Raw genomic sequence first — 19708 nt, 5'->3', positions numbered from 1 at the left:
ACCACAGGCTTCAATAGTTTTAACTGTGAGTTACAAGTTTGTTCGTCCTTGCCAAGGATTCGCGCTAATTCGATAGGCCATATTAGTTACTGGACACTGGATTAGCATAATTTCAACGCTAAGTAATTGCGCGTCGCTTGGCTTTTCCTTGGTGCAGCCTCAAAACCAGACGCTCTTCCTTCAACATCAACGCTGTTCCCCGACGTTGTATTTCTCGACCAAATGTAATAGTAGTGCCCAATATCGAAGCACCCGAAGGGAGCAAGAGACCGCATCTTCTTCTGTAAAATCCCAATTCACCTCATCTAAAACCAAGTAATGCAATGAGTTCATAGCTCTTACTTACCTTTTGTTTCATTCAATGATCGGTATGTTTGTCAGAGATGTCCATAGATTACACACATTTTCTGGAAAAAACAGTAAAATTGTTCGTTCGTAGTTGAATATCTCGCCGAACATTTCAAGACGTACCTACATTATAATTAGAGCTTAATCTATAAATAAACTCTTAGCAGCAATGATGCTCCCAGCAATGCTGCGGCACCGACGGATCCGCGCCAGAAGTAGAGATGGTAATAATTGACCTCGGCTTATTTAATTCGCTGAGGACTAACCTTCCGACTCCAGTGATAACCCAAAAATCGTGTGGTTGACGGTTAAAATCGTTCGTAATAGCAAACCCAGAGTCATAACTGCAAATGCTGTTGCATCTTTAGTCAGTAAACAGATCGGTTGTGAGCTACGTTTCACCTAGATGTTTTGCGGCACATTCCGCGGATCGATTGAAAAGTTGGTATACAAATGTTTTCTTGAACTATTAACGTACACTCTCGCAAACCATATAAGTTATTGGGGTGCTGGTAGCCGCAGCAGTCAGGGCGATTAAGCTGATCTAGGTCTTCCAGCAACCAAAAGTAATTTGCACCACTAGGATCTCGATGGGACGACCTTTTAAAGTTAAGGATGATTGCCAGATGGATTAGCCAAGATGAAGCGGCGATCCGTGCTTTGTCCTCCCATGGCCCAGTTTTAAGCTCGGCGCGGTGTCGCAGTGGTTGCTAACTCATATTTACAGTAACAAGAACCCGAATACCATTGGGATGTTGACGTTCAGCGATGGCAGGGTCGGGTCTATTCTTAGCGCTCCATATGTTGAAAGGATAACGGCCCCTGGCTGGGCATCAGGTGAAGACAATGCGTGCAACAGTAATTCAGTTATGCCATTTGCGACGGATTGTGGCGCGAATGGCTACCACCGTTGCGTTGATTAGTTTCAATCAAGCGGTGCATCGCTTGCTCAAAGTCCGAAACTGCCTATTGCACCTCAGGAAATGGGGAAAATGCTGAGTGGTCGGTTAACCCTCTTTCACGAAGCTGAAGCCGATTTGGCATATGAAAAACGTGGCACTGGAAAAGCGGCTCAAGACCGTGAAGGAAGTTGGCCTCGGTTACAGTCAGTAATGACCGAGGTCGAAGCTGGGAACCAACCAACAACGACAGGCTAATCTTTATAGCAGGATGATTGATGCGTTGTGCTTTCGATTTTGCCAGTTGACAGCCACGCTTAATGCTGTTTTTTGGGACGTAGACGGCACCCTTGCCGACACAGAGATGGACGGACATCGCCCTGCCTTCAATCAAGCCTTTCAGGAATTATCGATCCCATTCTATTGGGACAGAGAATTATACTCCAGGCTCCTTTGTATTTCTGGTGGATTGCGCCGAGTTGCGAGCTATGCGTTTGATCAGGGTGTGACTCTAACGCGAGAGCAGCTGCGTTTCTTATGCGATCGAAAGAGTGAGCACTATTGCGCACGTGTACGCGAAGGACATGTTTACTGGAGGCCTGGCGTGATACGCCTTTTGCATGAGTTGCACCAGAACAAAATTACGCAATGGATCGTGACTTCCAGTGGTGCCGCATCGGTGCAAGCAATTTTGGATCATGGTGCCGATATCTTACCGATTTTTGATGGTGTAATTACATCTGATGATGTGTCTAGCGGAAAACCCTCACCAGATGGCTATCTTCTCGCTCTAGAGCAAAGCGGCATTGATCGAGCAAGAGCATTCGCCATAGAAGATTCAGCCGCAGGTCTCAAGGCTGCTGTATCAGCTGGTCTGCGTTGTCTTCTCACTCCTTCCCCGTGGGATCGAGAGCTCGTGAAGACGGTCCATATGGCTATAGCTGTGCTCGACCACCTTGGAGAAGCACATCTTCCCTTAACTGTTAATCAGGGTCCCCCTTGTCCAAACCGTATTGTGACATTGAAGTACTTGGAATATTTATTGATGAATTCACGTTCATGAGCACACTGCAACGCACTCGTTTAGCAGACTTTCAGCTCAAAGTGGGTCGCCAACTACATGATGGTTTTGCAGGTTCTTGGTGGCGTCGAAGTTCGGGGTTGATCATTGTACTTGCCGGTTTTTTTGTTGGCAGCAACTTCACTGTCCATTTAGAAAATATCACTGGGGCACGCACTTTTAGTGCACTATTTGCCCTTCTTGGCTGTGAGTTTTTGGCATTGATAAGACACCATTCTCCTTGGTTAAATTACTTTAGATTGGGCTTTGTGTACGCAATTATCTTGGAGGCCTTTAAGGTTGGATCCTAATGATTTACAGCTGGTCTCATCATCTGATCAGCGCATGCTTTTGAATTATCTTGGGTTCGGTGATGCTTATCAATGGCGTCAATCTTGGATGGTGGAACAAGTCCATCTTGCCCTTGATGCCTGGCACCCCAAGTGTAGTGTTGATTGGCTTTGGTCTCTAGGACTTCCAATACTGAGCTATGCGCGCACTCATTCTGCAACAAAGCAACTAATCGGCCTGAGTGCTCTTCCAGGCTGTGGAAAATCTACCTTCGGTCGCTGGCTCGAAACGGCTGCGCGCAACTTGGGTTTGTCCGTTCAGGTGGTCTCGATCGACGACTTTTATTTTGCAGCAGAACAACTCGAAGAAGCCATGCAGGGAAATCCTTGGCGCGTCCCCCGAGCCCTGCCTGGGAGTCATGAACTTGATCTACTTATGACAACTCTTGAGGCTTGGCGGAATGGGGAATTGGTCCTGCTGCCGCGTTTTGATAAAGCATTAAGAAATGCCCGTGGAGATCGTTGTGGATGGCAACGTTGTAAAGCTGATTTGCTCTTACTGGAAGGATGGTTTGTGGGGTGTAAAAACGGATTCGATCCTTTGGTCCAGGAACTCCACCTCAATCCTCAACCAACGGAAGAAGAACTAAGGTATCGCGAGCGAATACAGCACCTTCTTCTGGGGTATCAACCGATTTGGAGCCAATTCGATCAACTCTGGCAGCTCCGCGCGGTGGACTTTCTTTCACCACAACTCTGGAAACGTCAACAGGAGTCCTTGATGCAATCGCAATACGGGATTTCATTAAACTCAGCTGAAGTAGATAGTTTCGTTCGAATGATTCTCACCGCGATTCCATCGCGGTGCTTCGAGAATATCCCCGCCGACGTTGTGCTCGAAGTGAATGCGAACCGTCAACTGACTCGGATTCACGTAAATAACTCTCGTCAAGACTCGTTACCTTCGGGTTCGTCGACGGGATAAACGAATCCCTGGGCTCGGCCACTCAAAACAGACTTGCCAATGGACATGGCGCGTTGGGCTGCGACAGCAGCCTTGCTTTTCCAGGTAGCACTTCGCTGATTGCGTTTCGCTTTCGATTTTTTCTTCTTCGGGACGGCCATTGTGGCTGAGTTATTTCCAGACTTCGATTCTCTCGTCTTAGGAGGTCTCGCGTCAAATCGCTAGGCTCATCCCAGCGCTGTGTTGTCGTGGCTCCAGGTTCGAAGCAGTCATCAGATTCACCAGTCGATCCGCAGGTGTCAGGATTTTTCTTCCAGAAGTTGTGGAAGAAGGAGAAGGGCGTCAGTTATTCAAGGCTTTTGCGGGATATCGACAACAAAAAAGTCAAGCAATTGGATCTTGTTCCAGCTCGTCGTGAGGTACGGGTGGAGTACGACGACGGGCGACGAATTAATGTCCCGATTTTTTCGAACGACAACCAGATCCTTCGTGCTGCAGAGAGCTCTGGCACCCCGTTAACGGTCGTAGATGGCCGGCGTGAACAGGCCATCCGCGATTTGGCAGGCACTCTTTTAATAGTGCTGCTTGTTGTAATCGGTTTATCTTTTCTACTGCGTCGTTCTGCGCAGATAGCTAACCAAGCCCTTGGATTTGGCCGTAGCCAACCGCGATTGAAGCCCCAAGAAGATTTGCAGGTTCGCTTTGAAGATGTTGAGGGAATCAACGATGCCAGACAGGAACTAGAGGAAGTAGTCACCTTTCTCAGACAACCGGAAACCTTTATTCGCCTTGGTGCCAAGATTCCTCGTGGTGTGTTGCTTGTTGGCCCTCCGGGAACTGGCAAAACGCTTCTAGCCAAGGCCATTGCTGGAGAGGCAGGGGTACCTTTTTTCTCCATGGCGGCATCCGAATTCGTAGAGCTCTTCGTCGGTGTTGGAGCCAGTCGCGTTAGGGATTTGTTTCGACAAGCAAAGGACAAGGCACCCTGCATCGTGTTCATCGACGAAATTGACGCTGTTGGTCGTCAGCGGGGGGCTGGCATTGGCGGAGGAAATGACGAACGTGAGCAAACCCTGAACCAGTTGCTGACGGAAATGGACGGCTTTGAGGAAAACTCTGGCGTCATTCTCTTAGCAGCAACGAATCGAGCTGATGTGCTAGATACGGCTCTCACACGCCCCGGCCGCTTTGATCGACGCATCGATGTTGGTTTACCTGATCGGCGCGGCCGCGTAGCCATTCTTGCAGTACATGCCCGCAGTCGGCCTCTGGCTCTTGAGGTAAATCTTGAGTACTGGGCCACGCGCACTCCTGGATTTTCAGGTGCTGATTTAGCTAATCTGCTCAATGAAGCGGCAATCCTGGCTGCTCGACAAGACAAAGCTGAAATCGGGGACGCTCAGCTAGAAGGTGCTCTTGAACGCATCACAATGGGCCTAAGCAATCGGCCTTTGCAGGACAGCGCAAAGAAGCGATTGATCGCATATCACGAAGTCGGTCACGCTCTTGTGGCATCCTTATTGCCAGCAGCTAATAAGGTCGACAAGGTTACTCTTCTTCCCAGGAATAAGGCCGGAGCCTATACCCGGTTTATACCTGACCAGGACCAGTCAGACTACGGTCTGCTGACACGTTCCTCCTGTTTTGCCAATTTAGTGGTTGCTTTGGGGGGTCGCGCAGCTGAACAGATAGTTTTTGGGCCATTAGAGGTGACGCAAGGCGCAAGCGGGGATTTTCAGATGGTGGCCCAACTAGCCAGAGAAATGGTCACTCGTTTTGGCTTCTCAGCACTCGGCCCCCTTGCTCTTGAAGGTCCAGGCTCTGAAGTCTTTCTAGGTCGAGACTGGTTCAGTCGGCGCCCCGGATACGCCGAATCGACGGGTCAAGCCATCGATGATCAGATTCGCACGTTAGCGAAGAGCGCACTAGACCAAGCGATGTCTCTTTTAAACTCCCGACGTCAGCTAATGGATGACCTTGTAGAAGCCTTAATAGAAGAGGAGACGTTGAGTGGCGAACGATTTAGGAGCCTAGCCGGACTAACCTAAGCCGGTTGTTTTTATTCTGCTTCCGTGTCTTAATCATGGTCGCTTGTATTGTAGATTGAACTAAATAGTTTTGGTTTGTCCAGTTCAGTGACATTTGATCTTATTCAATCACTGAACACTTTAACTTATCTTTGCAAGATTCAAGATCAATTCCGATCTTGATTATGGCATTATTGAACCTTAGTTAGCCTTTAGTTATTTTTCAAAAAGTCTTAGAATAGAAAAGACTATTAATCAAATTAGCAGTTTAACCTGTTATTGTGTTAGTAAGCAGTTTAACATTGACTAGTAGCACGATTTAGCCTTCAATCGATCTTGTAACGTCGGTCTGAAATTGACTTTTAGCATCGGTCATTAATAAGCCCTGCTTCCAGGGATATATTTTAAACGAAGAGCGCTGCTCCCAGCGTAAATTCTCCTTTATGATTTATGTGCACGATTCGACAACAGTAGGAGCGATGACTAGCAGGCTAATTCGACCAAAGCTAATGATTGTACTCTCACAAACTCAAGGAAACGAGAAACATTTATAGTCAGTTGTTCATAGAACATATTTCGATTTTAAACTAAGATTAGTATATCCCTAATAGTTTATTGTTGTTAACCTAAGATTATGGATCCTGAATGCTATGCTTAGTCATACTTCTCCATCTTAATATATGCTATTTTCCTGCAACCATAAGTAAACTAGGTTATCCGAAAAATGGTTTCAATTTTTTTGCAGCTATTGGCAGTAGATCAATTGAAAATTCTCTCATGTTGCTAATATAAGAATTTTCATAATAGTTTATTTAATTTAAGTCAAGATGGTTAATCTTACAGGTATTTTAGGACTAACCATAAATGCTTCATGTGCCAATAAGTCTATTAGTAGACCACAACTATAAGTCTATTTCTAGAGTTGAGGTATATATTTATGATGTTACTTATATCTTTAAAATATGGTAACTAGTAGTAGAAACTATCAATAGTTACTTTCGAAGCCCAATTAAAATTATAATTAACACCTATTTAGTCAAAATTTTTACTTTCTATTAGATGAGTCTAAATACTTTTGAATTTAAGTTTAATAAACGTTATTGTCTTTTAAGGTTTCTATGTCTGTGAATAAATTATTAATTAATATAAAGCATATTTTTACCCAGATTCTGAAGAATTTGTTCGAATAAAATTTGATAACTTAAATAGTATTATTCAGAAAATATAACGGTTTTTATCCTAATAATAGCATCTAGCAGATTTTTTACCGGAGCTATATCAAAGAATAACTTTTTACTGAAGTATATTTGGCACATTTTAGTCTACCGTTAAAAAGATGGCGAATAATTTTATTTAAATTTAATTGCTTGCACTACTAGATTTGATTAAACTCAATTGTACAAAGCTTACAGTATGATATTCATGAAGAGTTATTGCTAATTAATTTTACAAAAGATTTAATTAATTTATGAAGTAGATAAAGTTCTTGATTTAGTAAATATAGGCAAATTAGAATCGAGTTGAAGTAGTCTCTTGATTTTTATTGTGGAGATTAAGTTTTATATCTACTGATCCTATTCACTTAATAAAGCTTAGAAGGAAAATCACCATCGTCAACCTGCATGATGATAGGTGGTAAAAATAATCACAATAGGTTTCACTCCGTGAATTAATTTCCAATATCTTAAATAAGATAAAAGACCCCACTGGCCATGGTTAATGGGGTCTGAAACTAAATTAATTTCGGTAGATTAAGCTGTCTAATCAGCCAATAGCAGCAAAATATTCTTTACTGCCTTTGGGATCAGGCTTCATTGTCTTCTCGCCAGGAGTCCAATTAGCAGGGCAAACCTCGTCAGGATTTGCTTGAACATATTGAAAAGCCTGTAGAATCCGTAAAGTCTCATCAACGTTCCGACCAACAGGTAGATTATTGATAGTGGAGTGCATAATTACACCGTCAGGATCAATTATGAACAGACCACGTAGGGCGACACCCCCGACTTTGTCAAGTACGTTGTATGCCGCAGCGATCTCTTTGTTCAAATCAGCAACTAGAGGATAGCTGATATCGCCGATGCCGCCTTGATCACGAGGCGTCTGGATCCAAGCAAGGTGGCTGAATTGGCTGTCTACGGAAACGCCAAGAACCTCAGTGTTCTTGCTTGAAAAGTCCGTGTAGCGATCGCTGAACGCAGTTATCTCTGTGGGACAAACAAAAGTGAAGTCTAGTGGATAGAAAAACAGCACCACATACTTGCCACGATATTGAGATAAGGAGATCTCTTTGAATTCCTGGTCCGCCACAGCGGTAGCAGTAAAATCAGGAGCTTGTTGGCCCACGCGGAGGCAACCGTTGTCGGTCATGATCAGGGTGCAGTGAAGTTCGACTGAAAATCGAAAGGGACTAACCCGTAATCGAAACGACTTTCAGTCTCACATATCAAATTATCACGCCTTTGTGGACAGAACGGTGCACCACACGCTCTACCGATGACTGAACGAACATCGCGTTGGGATCCTTCCCTTTTGCGCAAATTTAGCTCCACTGGCCACTTCAGACTGCTCAACCAGTTGAGGGGAGACTTGAGGAAAAACCCACTAGAGCGTGATCAACACACAGCAGAGCTTCGTCATCCTGGGAGTGGATCTCGAGGCACTACGAGACGAGGTTCAGTGCAGCGGGGAGTAAACCCTACGCCCGTTGTTGGTGAGGCAACCAGCTTAGTCCAGTCCAGGATTCCTCAGTCGTTCCGTGACCGCCTGAATGCGATTGAAATGCGCTGAGGGCTGATCATGTGGGATATATGATGGTGGTCGTCTTAAGGGCGATTTCGTCAGAGTAGCTCAGTCGGTTAGAGCACAGGATTCATAACCCTGAGGTCGGGAGTTCAAATCTCCCCTCTGACATTGTTCCGTTATCTAAACAGGTTGACAAATTACTTCACCCTAAGCAGCCTTTAAGGTTTGTAATGATGCAGAAAAAACTTCAGGGCGATTAAGCCCTCCGGGCGGGAAGCTTGCTCAAAGGATTCAAAGCAGCACCACCAGGATGACGGATTTCAAAATGGAGATGAGGACCGGTACTCCGTCCAGTACTGCCCATGAGAGCAATTCTCGAGCCCTGAGGGACTATCTGCCCTTTGTCGACAAGAATTCGACTGTTATGCGCGTATCGAGTTGACGCCCCATCGCCATGAGCAATTTCCACAAGATATCCATATGCACCACTCCAACCAGCAAAGACCACTACACCATCACGAGCAGCAAAGATTGGGGTTCCCGTATTATTAGCTATATCAATACCTTTATGCATGCGGCCCCAACGCCAACCGAAACCCGATGTAAACACACCTTTTGTAGGCCAGAGGTAGCTACGACCGAAGCGGATGTTCTTCGTAGAAGTCGTTTCTGAATTAAACGAAGGGTGGTCTGACCAACGAGCTTGTCCGTTCACTGATGAATGAATCGCTAGCGGGGATTTCCCCCTGTATTCATTAACGATATGGGGCTTATGTCCCATCGCCGGCGCATTGAGTTTGAAACCTGGATTTGAGTCTTTGAGCTGGTCTTGTGTCACATCGGGACTAAATAAAAAAGCAGTTAAAGAATCTTGCTTTGGAACAGATACAAAACTGGAAACGGGGAGAGGCGTTAAAAGAGATGACGATATTCTTTTAGACTTGTAATCAATATCGACTAATCGGGTAGCTAAGCTATCAACCGAGTCAGGAATGATTATCCAGCTCTTAGTGCCAAAAACATGACTAATAGGAAGGTTATTCAGTTCTGCAAGAGATTCCGAGTGCAAGCCTAATGTGGTAGCCAAACGCGTAAGAGAATTCTTGCGAGTAAGCTGGAACCAAACAGATAAACCAGAGGTCGCGCCGAAACGTGATAAAGCTCGCGTTTTTGACGGTTGGGAAGTCTTCAACGATAGAAGAGGAGGCTCTATAGGATTAAAAGTGTTGTTATCTGCTTGCCCTGGAAGATTACTCCAAATCAAGAAAGTTATCAGGGGCGAGGTTGCACTTACTAACAGGAGCAACGCGCGCATGCAATTAAAGAAGACCGATAGAAGTTAACGGGTGGAACTTAAGAGCGCAAGTGGGCTTGGCGCAGTACCGAGATCACCACAGGTGCGCTTGATATCCGGTGGTATACACTAGAGGAGGATACATGTCACCAAAATACTGACAACTGTAGACACTATCTGGACCTGACCAAATTGTCTGGTCTAACCATCGCAACCATGGCGCTGTCAGCACACTTCTTCAGAAAGATTTATTTTTCTACAATCAGGCGGTAATGTACTATTAATTCGAACTGAAAATCGTCCAAACGACTTCTCCTATGTTGGCCAGAACCAATATACGTTTGTGTATTAACAACAGATGTCTCAGAGCATTAAAGTCTTTATCTGTTGTGATCTAAACATGGGATTAGTAATCAAAGTTAGCTCATTGAAAACTGCGGTCATTAATTTAAAAACTAAAGGTTTAATTAAAATTGAGAAAAGTTGAGACACTGCATGAGTCTAAGTGGTATTTCCCGGTTTTATAAGGATGCACTGATTTAAATAGAGCGATAAATAGGAGGACATCAAGTTGGAGTGAACATTCATGGGACTGGATAACTAACAGAGTGCAGATTAATAGCTCGCCCTTGAAGGACAAGCCAACTTATATCTGCAATACGATCGAGTTTTTGTGTTAACTCGCCAAGACGGTCGCGGAACAACCCGCCGATTTTTGTTGTAGGAACAACTCCCCAACCAGTCTCTTCGATCACTAGCACACAGCTATACGAACGAGTATTCAGTGTTTTGATCAGCTTATTGGAGATACTCGACCAGGCTATTTCATCCAATTCAAGGTGTGATGCTACAAATCCACCCATGGAATCAATTAGCACAGCTTGATTAGCAGTTAAAACTGTAAGCGCAAGAATCAAATCCAACCCAGGTTCAACCAAGTGCCAATGTTTAGGACGACGTTCCCTATGCAAGCGTACCCTGTCCTGCCAATTGGAATCCTCAGGATGATCAGAAGCTGTTGCGATATAAGTTACATAAGGGGCTTCGGCCAATAAAGACTCTGCCCAACGACTTTTGCCACCACGGGACGGACCACTCACTAAAATTAATTCGTTCCTTGTAAAAGAGGAACTAGCTTGTTTTGTATTATTCATTTCTTTAAGTGCAGTGATAGAAAATAATAAAACATGATTAAAATAACAGCAAATTCAGTAAATAGTTGCCCAATTATTAGGAAGTGATAATAACAATATCATTAAATCTTATTCTGTACGATAATCTATATAATTATTGATGTCGACTCAGAAAATTGTTTAATTTTTAAAATTATCAAAATTTATAAATATATTGGTAAATAGGATAATCTCGAGTTCTTTCTGTAAACCATATATTACGACTTTTAGAATAAGAGAAAACCAATAAATAGTATAGATAGATCAAAAATATTTGAATAATTTGAATGTTATATTTATTAGCTTTTTTCTTTTGGCTAGTTTGTTCTTTGAGTTAGTTTTGTTTAAGTTTATTAATTTTTAAGGATTAACCTAAATTAAAAAACATCAGATTTAAATTTTTGCTTATAATTTGCAATATCTTTATAATTTATTCTTTCAGTTTTAATCTCGAATATTTTGAGAAAATAATAATCTCAATGAAAATTAATAAGTAGTAAGACAAGTTTAGACTTGTCTTACTACTTATTACATGAAAAAATATACTCAGATAATAATCAAAAAATCCTTAGCAAGATTGATGTGTTATTCTGACACGGCGACGTAAACCAACAATATATGTTCCTTCTAGTAATGAATCTACTTGAAAGGACAAAAAATAAAATGGTTTAGATACAACTTCTGGTGTATAGTCAACCATTGAAGCAAATCTGTTAGAAAGCTGGCTTCTTTTATAACTAACTAACAACAGATTTGATTCACTAAAACTACCTTGCCTCGCCATATGCGTAAATGTAACCTTACTCGATCTAGTTGAATCAATAATGAGATAGTTGAACTAGTTTTAAAGGGTGGTATGGGATTGTTCGAGGATATTTGCTTGTATGTACCTTCGAACGTAAGAGCATAGCTACCAGTGAATGATCAAAGAATAAGTTTTGCCTGTATCTAATTTAAAATCACTCATTATGCGATGGCTGAGATCAAACCTCTAACTATTACTAAATAGGTTGATTCAACTTTGACTATCTATAAGCAGTAGAACATTTAACGGGAAAAGACCCACCATGTAGCCATAGGGATAATCGACCCCGCTACTAGTAAGATAATAATCCATGTAGTGGCATTGCTGTCTTCAGTTTCTATCTTGGTGGGGATATTAGTGGGGAGGGCCACTCTCTCAATAACTGTTGGAGGACCAGGATCCTCACCGCCCGCCAAAACTATTGACAATCTTGTTAGACCATCAATAGAAGACTGGCGATAGCGATCACCGTCCCGCAGAGGAAGTGTCATCGTCGTTTGGGCGGTACTTGTGAGCAGCGTCTCCGGGAGTTGAGCTTGAAGGGCTGAGTCAGCAATCAGGGCGGCTCGCTTATTTTGTGTTTCGATCAGAATTAGTAGAAGGGGGGTTTCTGAGGACTCAGACCAAGACGCTAACAGCTCCTCTCCAAAACTCTTCAGGCTGTACCCGTAATCAAGACGTCGAAGTGTGAGCAAACGAGCCTTAACGCGCTGATCTTCTAGGCTCCTCAGCTTGGCTTCTACTTCGTTTCGACTAGCGCGACTGAAGACATTGGCTTCATCAAGGACTAGTGCCTCAGGTGGAGAAGCGCCCAATTCAGATGGAGAAATTGCTAATCCGACTGGAACAAAAGCGAAAACGTAAAAGCTGAATGCCAGAAGCGTGGCAAAAAAACGGTAGAGAAACGGTTGCATCGCCTTAAGCAGATCTTTGTTCAGTCTGCCGTTAGCTGTCGAGCATGTCTCGATTCAGGGCCTCAATAGCTTGAACAATCATGTTTGCTTCGCTGTCTGGTAAGTCAACCTTAATAGCAAGTTGCTTGAGAAATTCTTCTTCTTCTACCGTGACCTTCCTGTCGGTATGCACAAGTTGGGCAGCGACAGCTAGTGCCGATTGTTGTTGACGTTGGTTGAGAACTGGCAGAGCCGAATCGATCAAGCCCATCACTCCTTGGTCTCGCAGCAATCCTAAAAGGCGATCAAATAGATCTCCCATCGCTGCTTCTGAGTTGTTGCGATAGAGAGATCGGTACTCCAACTGCAAACGAAGTGCATGGGCTTCATCGCGGCCCAAAACATCGTCGCAGGCCACAGCAGCCAAGGCAATCGCCGCAAAAGCCTCTGCATTGTCCATTTGCTCAACGCGAGTGCCCATATTTGAGCAGGATATTGGCGTTCTGACAGTGTTACGAACCGATGCTCACACCGGCCCGTGTTGTTTTGTTCTGTGGACTGCTTATCCTCACTCTTACCGTGATCAATGCTTCTCTGACTGACGTCGTCACTCCTGAATTTCAAAGGGCAGAAGTTCTTGCAGGGCTTGCATCAGTTGGTCTAATGCTCGTTGCAACTCTTTGGACTAGGGCAAATCCCCGATCAACTGAACGAGAAGATCTTACGGGAGAACATGGCTTCATTTTGGACAGGCGATTGTCGCCAGTTCTCCGTGAAGAGCTTGGCTGGGGAAGCCACATGCTACTTACCGCAACCCCTGCGGCAACGGTTATGGTCTACTGGCGAGGCGATGTGTTGCTACGTCGCGGTTTAATTCGCCACGATGCATTCATCCCAGCAGCGATTAGCAACCGTGTAATGGAAAGCCAAAAAATCATCTCGCTTGTTAATACAGCGTTATTCCCCGGGCGCACAGAATTCGATCCGGTACTAAATAACCTTCCTGCTGTCCTAGTTTGTCCTCTTAGCCACGAAGGAATAGTTGTTCTTGGAGGATGGTCGAAGCGATGCTTTAGTCAATCTGATGAACGCTGGTTACAAGGTTGGGTTCAACGGCTTAGAACTTCATTGGAGAGCGATTCCCTATTGTCGAATCCTGACTGTCCCCACTTCGTAATCTGATGTGAGTTTGCACTCTTTGCTCCAATGGAGCAGAGCGAATATACCTGTCTAGTGCTACACCGCTTTCTATTTGCTTTGCTTTTAAGGATTGACCGCTATCGCTATGTTTTGGATTAATATCACCCTCCGCTACCAGAATACTATTTTTCCAATTCCAGGTACAACGTTGAGCACGCAATGATTTGTTGGGCTGTGTGGTTCGGCAACCTCTGGGAATAATCAGAGTATCCCTAAGGATGTCTATTACAAACCCATCGCCGCGTAACTCTCCGTCGCTTATATAGGCTGCTACCGGCGCCTTAGATATGAGTTTGCTTTTAGTTAAATCCCAACGGGTTCTCCCACCATTGACGGCCCCCTTTCCACTCTCCAGTTTGAACCGAACAGGAGATCTCAGATCGAGAATGCCCAACTTTATGTTGCCTTGGATCGACGATGCGATTAGTCGTCGGCCGCTTAGGTAGTCGGCGCGAATCGGACCAGCCGCAGAGAGCGTGCCACTTTTAAGGTTCCATCTTCCATCCCTAGCAGTGATTATCACATCTGGTTGAGCAGTGGGCTCGCGGCTATTCTCCCATCGGGATAACTGTGTGTGGCCATTGAAAATGAGCTGGTTACGGTCTAAATAAAATGTCAGGGAGTCAGCAACAAGCTTCAAATCGCGGTCGACAGCCTCTGGTCGTTGGTTGATCACCATTGTTGAATCTGCTGGACGCCAGATCAGCCTGTCGCCTTTAATGAGTAAAGAGCTACTACCTAAGCGCTTGAGCCTGACCGATCCCTCAAGTACTATCAACTTGCCATTGTCCACCACCGTGGTAAAGTCAGCCCCAAGGCTGAATGCGGGGCTACCACTTTGGTAAAGCACTCCTTCCGGCAAACGTGCTCTAACTGTCCCGGCGACGCTATTGTAGCGAGCTTCAGGACTCGATAGATCCCAATCCTTTAAACCATTAGACTGGCGCTGATTTAAATCAAACTTACGTAATGTGAAATGCGTGGCATTTCGACTTGTTAGTTGCTTAGATTGGTGCTGACCACAAGCAGAAATCAAAAAGCTAGCAGCGATTAAAGCTAAAATAGATTTTAAATTCGACTGACAATAGACCATGAATTAATGATCTTTCATTATCTCCAGACGTTGCATAACCGGTACTGGTTTTGGTAGTTTGGTACCAGTAATCAATCCGCCCCATCGCAATTGATCCTTCCAATTCTTTGAATCAAGTTTACAGGCAAGTTGATTTAAAATCCTTTCACTTAAATCGGGTACTAAAGGAGCGAGAAGCAAACCAACAATTCGTGTGGATTCGAGAACAACATACAAATCCTCAGCAACGCCATCTATTTGATTAGGCTGTTTAATACGGTTCCACGGAGCAGTGTTATTGAGATGACTATTTGCTGCGATCGCGAGTCGTAAAATAGCTTCAGCAGCAGATTTAAACTCCAATTCAGGTAAAGAACGAAAAACTGTATCAATAGCGGTTTGAGCTTTTACAGCAAGATCATGATCCACCTGAATCCCGATACCGTTTGGTGGTACAGAATCATTAAACCATTTCCGCGCCATGGAAGAAGTGCGATTCAAGAGATTGCCGATTGTGTTAGCAAGATCGTTATTAACTAAACAAGTAAAGCGTTGCTGTTGAAAATCACCATCGTCGCCAAACTGAATATCGCGTAATAGATACCAACGCACAGCATCAGCTCCATATTGGTTGAGTAAAAGCCCGGGATCAAGAATGTTGCCTAGCGATTTACCCATTTTTTGACCTTCACGAGTTAAAAATCCATGACCGAAAATGCGTTGTGGAATGGGAAGGCCAGCGGACAGCAACATGGCAGGCCAAAATATTGCATGAAATCGAATAATATCCTTACCAATAATATGAATTGATGCTGGCCATCCACATTCTTTAAGACGGTTAAGATTGATTGAGCCACCATCATCAAGAAGTGCTGTGAGATAACCAAGAAGGGCATCAAACCAAACGTAAAATACGTGTCCTGGATGTCCTGGAACTGGCAAACCCCATGACAGATTTACGCGAGAAATTGAAAAATCACGCAATCCACGGGCTACAAAATTGCGAACTTCCTGACGACGATTTGCCGGTGTAATGAAGTCATCCTGAGCGACTAGTTGTTCAATTTCATTTTGATATCGGGAGAGGCGGAAAAAGAGATTTTCCTCATCACGCCACTCCAGAGCTTTTTGATGAATAGGGCAACTGGGGGCAACTGCATGGTCTGTATTGTCTTTGTACTCTTCGCAGCCCACGCAATACCAACCGATTTGCCGTCCGCTAATGATGTCGCCTGACGCTTGGACCCGATCGAAAAACTGCTCGACTAACTCAGAATGATGCGGATTTGTTGTGCGTACAAAACGATCTTGGCTGATGCTCCATCGAGACCAAAGGTCTCGGTATCGCTGACTGATTGTGTCGCAATAAGACTGGGGGCTCATGCCTTTTTGGTCAGCCATGCGTTGAATTTTTTGACCGTGCTCATCGACACCAGTGATGAACACTACCTCCAACTGATCTAGTCGCTGAAATCGAGCTAAGGCATCGCAGGCTAGGGTCGTGTAAACGCTGCCGAGGTGAGGTTGATCATTGACGTAATAAAGCGGAGTTGTAAGTGTGTAAGGCATTGTGAGGAGAATAACCCCGCTGCGTTGCAGCAACGCCAAATTTTAACTACCACAATTTTCTCTTACATCCCGTCCTGAGCTCCTTTCTCTTGCAGGCAGCTTCTCTTTCGCCAAGTTCGAGCACATGATCCGCAGTGAGGTTTTAGTTTGGGGTGGCGGCACCGGAGGTGTTGCTGCCGCTTTGCAAGCGGCAAGGAGCGGTTCCCATACCATTCTTTTCACGCCAGGTCTTTGGTTAGGAGGCATGGTTAGTGCTGCGGGGGTGTGCGCACCAGACGGTCATGAGCTCAGCTGTTGGCAGACCGGTCTTTGGGGAGCATTCCTGCGTGAACTTCAACGGTGCGAGCCATCTGGTTTAGATCACAACTGGGCTAGTTGTTTTGGTTACCGACCGCAGCTTGCTGAGCAGATCTTTCAGCGTTGGGTAAAAGCAGAGCCCCTATTGCAATGGTATGACAACTGTGAGCTGGTCAACCTTGTTTGCCTGGACGGGCAGATTCAAAGGCTAAACATTCGCCGCCGAAGTTCTACACAACAGTTCGAGGTCAACTCCTATGAAGCAAATGTATTCATCGACGGTAGCGATCTGGGAGACCTGCTTGCACATACACAGATTCCCTACCGTTGGGGTTGGGAACCTCAAGAGCGCTGGAATGAACCAAGTGCACCTCCCCAACACCGATTGAAGAATGATTTATTTTTTGAGCAACAACCTATTCAGTCACCGACTTGGGTGGTGATGGGTCAACTAAATACAGCTTTGGGGCCACCCCAAGATGCTGTCCCTCCGCTAGGGCTATTCAACAATAGTCTAACACGCTTTGGTTTGAAACGTACAATTACTTATGGACGGTTGCCGGGAGGGCTAGTGATGCTCAATTGGCCTTTGGATGGCAATGACTGGCATCACGGACTACAACGTGCTATTAGCTCCAATCTGACGGATAGAGAAGCTTTGGCTTCTGAAATGCGGGACCACAGCAGAGCTTTCCTGAGGGCACTTCAAACGTGTAGCGATGGATGGTTATCTCCTGGAACTGCATTTCCGAGTCGGACATCTAGTCTCGCTTTTATGCCTTATTGGCGTGAAAGTCGTCGGCTGATTGGACGCACAACCGTAACCGAAGGGGATATCTTGCCGATCACGCGCAACGCTCGTCGGGGACCGTTGCCGCTCAACGACTACGGTCGTTGTACCAGTATCGCTTTCGGCACGTATGCCAATGATCATCACTACCCTGGTGAGGATTGGTTTCCTGCAACTAAAAGTTGCCTATGGGGTGGACGTTGGACTGGTACGCCATTCTGCATTCCTTACGACGCTTTGGTGTCCGAAGCTGTCACCAACCTCCTAATGGCAGATAAGGGTGTTAGCGTTAGCCATGTAGCCAACGGAGCGACCAGACTTCAACCGTTGATCATTAATATTGGCCAAGCAGCGGGTATGGCAGCAGCGTTGTCTGTTCGCTTTGCTTATCAGCCTCTTGATCTTCCTGTGGATCTACTCCAGTTTCACCTACTGAGAGACAGGGTAGCACCTGCAGCCGTACTTCCGCTTTGGCAGTGGCCCTCGTGGCATCCTCATTGGCGTGAGGCTCAAGAACATGCCCTGAATGATCCCGATCGTATTGATGAGATGGGGCTGCTAAACCGATCGTGTTCGGATGAACTGACATTGCCAACCCTGAATTCAGCACCAAGTGATTCCAAGGAGGAAGTAATGAACGGGACGTTAAGAACAACTCAGGATGGGCACTATGAACTCACCACAAAGCAAGCCTGCTGGACTGTGATTACGCTCGAACCAGCGGTGCACTACTGGCTCACCAACCGCGATTGGACTAACCAAATCGTTCGCGTACGAGTGGTACGTAATCCTTGGGGACCTTGGCTTAGGTTGATCGGAGTGCTTGATCAATTGAGTTGAAGCTGCAGCTCATTGCGTTCAGGCTCCGCTAGGTTGACGCTAAGTACCAAATGATCACCAGGTTTCGGTTTAGCGTGAGGCACTTGGCCCACAAGATCCATTGCCAAATCGTCCACATAAACGAGAGCCAGTCGTTTATGTGGACGAAGCCAGCGTAAAAATTCGGCTTTCCAATGTTCTCCCTGACGTTGTGCAAACCAGACCTGTTGCCAGTGGTGCTGATCTTCACGGCTGATCTGAATCGATTGGCGAAGCAGATAGTCAAGATCATCAATCAATTCACTCAGATCATTTTCTGAAGTCGGTGGGTGGCCTTCAAGACAGGCAATGATCTGGTAATGAGCAGTTAAGTCTAAGTAGCGGCGAATGGGTGACGTAGCTTGCACATAGGCCGAAAGTCCAAGGCTGAAGTGAGCCATTGGTTGGGTTCTCTGCACGCTACGGCTGAGGCAAAGTTTAATTGCAGTATCGCGAGCGGGACCTTTTGGTAATTGATCAAGCTCAGTTTGAGAAGGAAGCTCAGCTGGTGGTTGACTACGAAAAGGGAGAACCAAATTCTCGCGACGTCCAAATTCGGCTACAACAGTTCCCATTAACAGCATAGCTTCGCTCACCATTAGTCGTGCTGGTGTTGGTTCAACTAACTGAAGTAACAGCTCCCCATCACTGCGACGAAATCGACCTTCTGTGCGATCGAACATCAGGGCTCCTTGTTGACGACGCCATTGGCTTCGCTTTTGAAGGAGCTCTGATAATGCAGCCAAGCTTTCGTCACCGGGAGGTGCGAATTCGATCAGATCATCGCCATCTGCATAAGTGAGTCCATAACGAGGGCGAACCCAGCTTCTTGTAATATAGCTTTTAGCAATGGCTCCGTCGTCATCTAAATGAATGGCAACGCTTAAGGCGGCCGATTGCTGACCCACACGAAGACTCAACGGACCAGCCGCAAGGGCTAGTGGAAACATTGGTAAAACACCATCGGCAAGATACAGGCTGGTAGCCCGACGTCGCGCCTCTTGATCCAAGGGGCTATCTCTTAAAATCAGGCGTGCTGGATCGGCGATATGAATCCAGATCCAAGCTTCGCAACCTTGGATCTCGAGCGATAGGGCGTCGTCTATTTCACACGTGCCGGCATCGTCCAGGGTATAAGTCGGGAGTGCGCAAAGATCAAGGCGATTGTCATCTCCAGGAAGGCTGTCCTCCGCCGTGGAGATCAATCGCTTTGCCTCGGTTTCGAGTACATCACCGAATGATGTCGACCAAACACTGCCGGATAAAGTACAGGGCTTATAAGGATCCACGATCCTGCTTCGAATTGATCATCGTTACAGAGTGTCTAAGTCGGCGCTCGGAAACAGGGACTTCGCCTAGGTAATGATTTCAACATCGTGTTGTCGTTTCGCTACTGAGATGTTGGCCCAACTAATCAGGTTGTTCTTT

The 19708-nt window shown here is 45.5% G+C and carries 19 protein-coding genes and 1 tRNA gene; 10 read left to right on the top strand and 10 right to left on the bottom strand.

What is annotated here, in order from left to right:
- Positions 1-118 precede the first annotated feature (118 nt).
- On the bottom strand, positions 119-265 hold the full coding sequence (locus ABWV55_RS06130) for a hypothetical protein (RefSeq protein WP_353291258.1): 147 nt from the start codon (positions 263-265) through the stop codon (positions 119-121).
- 920 nt (positions 266-1185) lie between these two features.
- On the opposite strand from ABWV55_RS06130, the gene ABWV55_RS06125 reads away from it, so the two are divergent.
- Genes ABWV55_RS06125 through ABWV55_RS06105 form a run of 5 tightly spaced genes read left to right on the top strand, consistent with a single transcriptional unit; the run spans position 1186 to position 3582 of the window.
- Positions 1186-1347: a hypothetical protein gene (locus ABWV55_RS06125; RefSeq protein WP_353291257.1), complete on the top strand. Its 162-nt coding sequence runs from the start codon at positions 1186-1188 to the stop codon at positions 1345-1347.
- Positions 1332-1505: a hypothetical protein gene (locus ABWV55_RS06120; RefSeq protein ID WP_353291256.1), complete on the top strand. Its 174-nt coding sequence runs from the start codon at positions 1332-1334 to the stop codon at positions 1503-1505. Before ABWV55_RS06125 ends, ABWV55_RS06120 begins: the two co-directional genes overlap by 16 nt.
- A gap of 13 nt (positions 1506-1518) precedes the next feature.
- Complete coding sequence (locus ABWV55_RS06115) at positions 1519-2310, top strand: HAD-IA family hydrolase (protein ID WP_353291255.1); 792 nt, start codon at positions 1519-1521, stop codon at positions 2308-2310.
- Positions 2307-2618, top strand: coding sequence for a DUF565 domain-containing protein (locus ABWV55_RS06110; RefSeq protein ID WP_353291254.1), 312 nt, complete (start codon positions 2307-2309; stop codon positions 2616-2618). Before ABWV55_RS06115 ends, ABWV55_RS06110 begins: the two co-directional genes overlap by 4 nt.
- Positions 2608-3582, top strand: a complete 975-nt coding sequence (locus ABWV55_RS06105; protein ID WP_353291253.1) for a phosphoribulokinase — start codon at positions 2608-2610, stop codon at positions 3580-3582. The genes ABWV55_RS06110 and ABWV55_RS06105 overlap by 11 nt, the downstream gene beginning before the upstream one ends.
- Here ABWV55_RS06105 and ABWV55_RS06100 read toward each other — a convergent pair.
- A complete protein-coding gene (locus tag ABWV55_RS06100) occupies positions 3546-3722 on the bottom strand; it encodes a 50S ribosomal protein L32 (RefSeq protein ID WP_353291252.1) in 177 nt (58 codons plus the stop codon). The genes ABWV55_RS06105 and ABWV55_RS06100 overlap by 37 nt on opposite strands.
- 135 nt (positions 3723-3857) lie before the next feature.
- On the opposite strand from ABWV55_RS06100, the gene ftsH reads away from it, so the two are divergent.
- Complete coding sequence (gene ftsH, locus ABWV55_RS06095) at positions 3858-5609, top strand: ATP-dependent zinc metalloprotease FtsH (RefSeq protein WP_353292631.1); 1752 nt, start codon at positions 3858-3860, stop codon at positions 5607-5609.
- A gap of 1743 nt (positions 5610-7352) precedes the next feature.
- Here the strand turns inward: ftsH and ABWV55_RS06090 are convergent.
- Entirely contained in the window at positions 7353-7955 is a 603-nt protein-coding gene (locus ABWV55_RS06090; RefSeq protein ID WP_353291251.1) for a peroxiredoxin, read from the bottom strand.
- A gap of 126 nt (positions 7956-8081) precedes the next feature.
- Here ABWV55_RS06090 and ABWV55_RS06085 point away from each other — a divergent pair, with 126 nt between their 5' ends.
- Both ABWV55_RS06085 and ABWV55_RS06080 read left to right on the top strand, forming a co-directional pair.
- Positions 8082-8375: a hypothetical protein gene (locus ABWV55_RS06085; protein ID WP_353291250.1), complete on the top strand. Its 294-nt coding sequence runs from the start codon at positions 8082-8084 to the stop codon at positions 8373-8375.
- Between the two features lie 49 nt (positions 8376-8424).
- Positions 8425-8498 (top strand) — tRNA-Met (locus ABWV55_RS06080).
- 88 nt (positions 8499-8586) lie between these two features.
- Here the strand turns inward: ABWV55_RS06080 and ABWV55_RS06075 are convergent.
- The 4 genes from ABWV55_RS06075 to ABWV55_RS06060 all read right to left on the bottom strand — a co-directional run bounded on the left by ABWV55_RS06075 (position 8587) and on the right by ABWV55_RS06060 (position 12954).
- Positions 8587-9645, bottom strand: coding sequence for a M23 family metallopeptidase (locus ABWV55_RS06075; protein WP_353291249.1), 1059 nt, complete (start codon positions 9643-9645; stop codon positions 8587-8589).
- Between the two features lie 563 nt (positions 9646-10208).
- Positions 10209-10724 carry a bifunctional adenosylcobinamide kinase/adenosylcobinamide-phosphate guanylyltransferase gene (locus tag ABWV55_RS06070; protein WP_353291248.1) on the bottom strand — a complete coding sequence of 172 codons (516 nt, stop codon included), beginning with the start codon at positions 10722-10724 and terminating at the stop codon, positions 10209-10211.
- A 1119-nt stretch (positions 10725-11843) separates the two neighbouring features.
- The gene (locus ABWV55_RS06065) at positions 11844-12515 is read right to left on the bottom strand and encodes a TPM domain-containing protein (RefSeq protein WP_353291247.1); all 672 of its coding nucleotides are present in this window, start codon (positions 12513-12515) and stop codon (positions 11844-11846) included.
- 31 nt (positions 12516-12546) lie between these two features.
- Positions 12547-12954, bottom strand: coding sequence for a hypothetical protein (locus tag ABWV55_RS06060; protein WP_353291246.1), 408 nt, complete (start codon positions 12952-12954; stop codon positions 12547-12549).
- Positions 12955-13016: 62 nt separating this feature from the next.
- On the opposite strand from ABWV55_RS06060, the gene ABWV55_RS06055 reads away from it, so the two are divergent.
- Positions 13017-13676 (top strand): cofactor assembly of complex C subunit B, encoded by a 660-nt coding sequence (locus ABWV55_RS06055; protein WP_353291245.1) that lies wholly within the window; start codon positions 13017-13019, stop codon positions 13674-13676.
- Here the strand turns inward: ABWV55_RS06055 and lptC are convergent.
- Positions 13612-14787 carry an LPS export ABC transporter periplasmic protein LptC gene (lptC, locus tag ABWV55_RS06050; RefSeq protein WP_353291244.1) on the bottom strand — a complete coding sequence of 392 codons (1176 nt, stop codon included), beginning with the start codon at positions 14785-14787 and terminating at the stop codon, positions 13612-13614. The genes ABWV55_RS06055 and lptC overlap by 65 nt on opposite strands.
- Before the next feature lie 3 nt (positions 14788-14790).
- Positions 14791-16335: a methionine--tRNA ligase gene (metG, locus tag ABWV55_RS06045; RefSeq protein WP_353292630.1), complete on the bottom strand. Its 1545-nt coding sequence runs from the start codon at positions 16333-16335 to the stop codon at positions 14791-14793.
- 124 nt (positions 16336-16459) lie between these two features.
- On the opposite strand from metG, the gene ABWV55_RS06040 reads away from it, so the two are divergent.
- The gene (locus ABWV55_RS06040; RefSeq protein ID WP_353291243.1) at positions 16460-18262 is read left to right on the top strand and encodes an FAD-dependent oxidoreductase; all 1803 of its coding nucleotides are present in this window, start codon (positions 16460-16462) and stop codon (positions 18260-18262) included.
- Here the strand turns inward: ABWV55_RS06040 and ABWV55_RS06035 are convergent.
- A complete protein-coding gene (locus tag ABWV55_RS06035; RefSeq protein WP_353291242.1) occupies positions 18250-19569 on the bottom strand; it encodes a ribonuclease catalytic domain-containing protein in 1320 nt (439 codons plus the stop codon). The two genes, ABWV55_RS06040 and ABWV55_RS06035, sit on opposite strands and share 13 nt — an antisense overlap.
- Positions 19570-19708 lie beyond the last annotated feature (139 nt).

This window comes from Synechococcus sp. M16CYN, assembly GCF_040371545.1.
In the GTDB taxonomy this organism is placed as follows: Bacteria; Cyanobacteriota; Cyanobacteriia; order PCC-6307; family Cyanobiaceae; genus Parasynechococcus.
Note: the sequence above shows the minus strand (reverse complement) of the source record. Positions and strands in the feature narration are given on the sequence as shown.

Excerpts from the sequence above, each read along its gene's own strand:
- ABWV55_RS06075 (WP_353291249.1), bottom strand. The coding sequence starts at position 9,645 with ATGCGCGCGTTGCTCCTGTTAGTAAGTGCAACCTCGCCCCTGATAACT.
- ABWV55_RS06115 (WP_353291255.1), top strand. The coding sequence starts at position 1,519 with ATGATTGATGCGTTGTGCTTTCGATTTTGCCAGTTGACAGCCACGCTT.
- ABWV55_RS06060 (WP_353291246.1), bottom strand. The coding sequence starts at position 12,954 with ATGGACAATGCAGAGGCTTTTGCGGCGATTGCCTTGGCTGCTGTGGCC.
- ABWV55_RS06055 (WP_353291245.1), top strand. The coding sequence starts at position 13,017 with ATGCTCACACCGGCCCGTGTTGTTTTGTTCTGTGGACTGCTTATCCTC.
- ABWV55_RS06085 (WP_353291250.1), top strand. The coding sequence starts at position 8,082 with ATGACTGAACGAACATCGCGTTGGGATCCTTCCCTTTTGCGCAAATTT.
- ABWV55_RS06040 (WP_353291243.1), top strand. The coding sequence starts at position 16,460 with ATGATCCGCAGTGAGGTTTTAGTTTGGGGTGGCGGCACCGGAGGTGTT.
- ABWV55_RS06120 (WP_353291256.1), top strand. The coding sequence starts at position 1,332 with ATGGGGAAAATGCTGAGTGGTCGGTTAACCCTCTTTCACGAAGCTGAA.
- lptC (WP_353291244.1), bottom strand. The coding sequence starts at position 14,787 with ATGGTCTATTGTCAGTCGAATTTAAAATCTATTTTAGCTTTAATCGCT.
- ABWV55_RS06065 (WP_353291247.1), bottom strand. The coding sequence starts at position 12,515 with ATGCAACCGTTTCTCTACCGTTTTTTTGCCACGCTTCTGGCATTCAGC.
- metG (WP_353292630.1), bottom strand. The coding sequence starts at position 16,335 with ATGCCTTACACACTTACAACTCCGCTTTATTACGTCAATGATCAACCT.
- ABWV55_RS06100 (WP_353291252.1), bottom strand. The coding sequence starts at position 3,722 with ATGGCCGTCCCGAAGAAGAAAAAATCGAAAGCGAAACGCAATCAGCGA.
- ABWV55_RS06090 (WP_353291251.1), bottom strand. The coding sequence starts at position 7,955 with ATGACCGACAACGGTTGCCTCCGCGTGGGCCAACAAGCTCCTGATTTT.
- ABWV55_RS06110 (WP_353291254.1), top strand. The coding sequence starts at position 2,307 with ATGAGCACACTGCAACGCACTCGTTTAGCAGACTTTCAGCTCAAAGTG.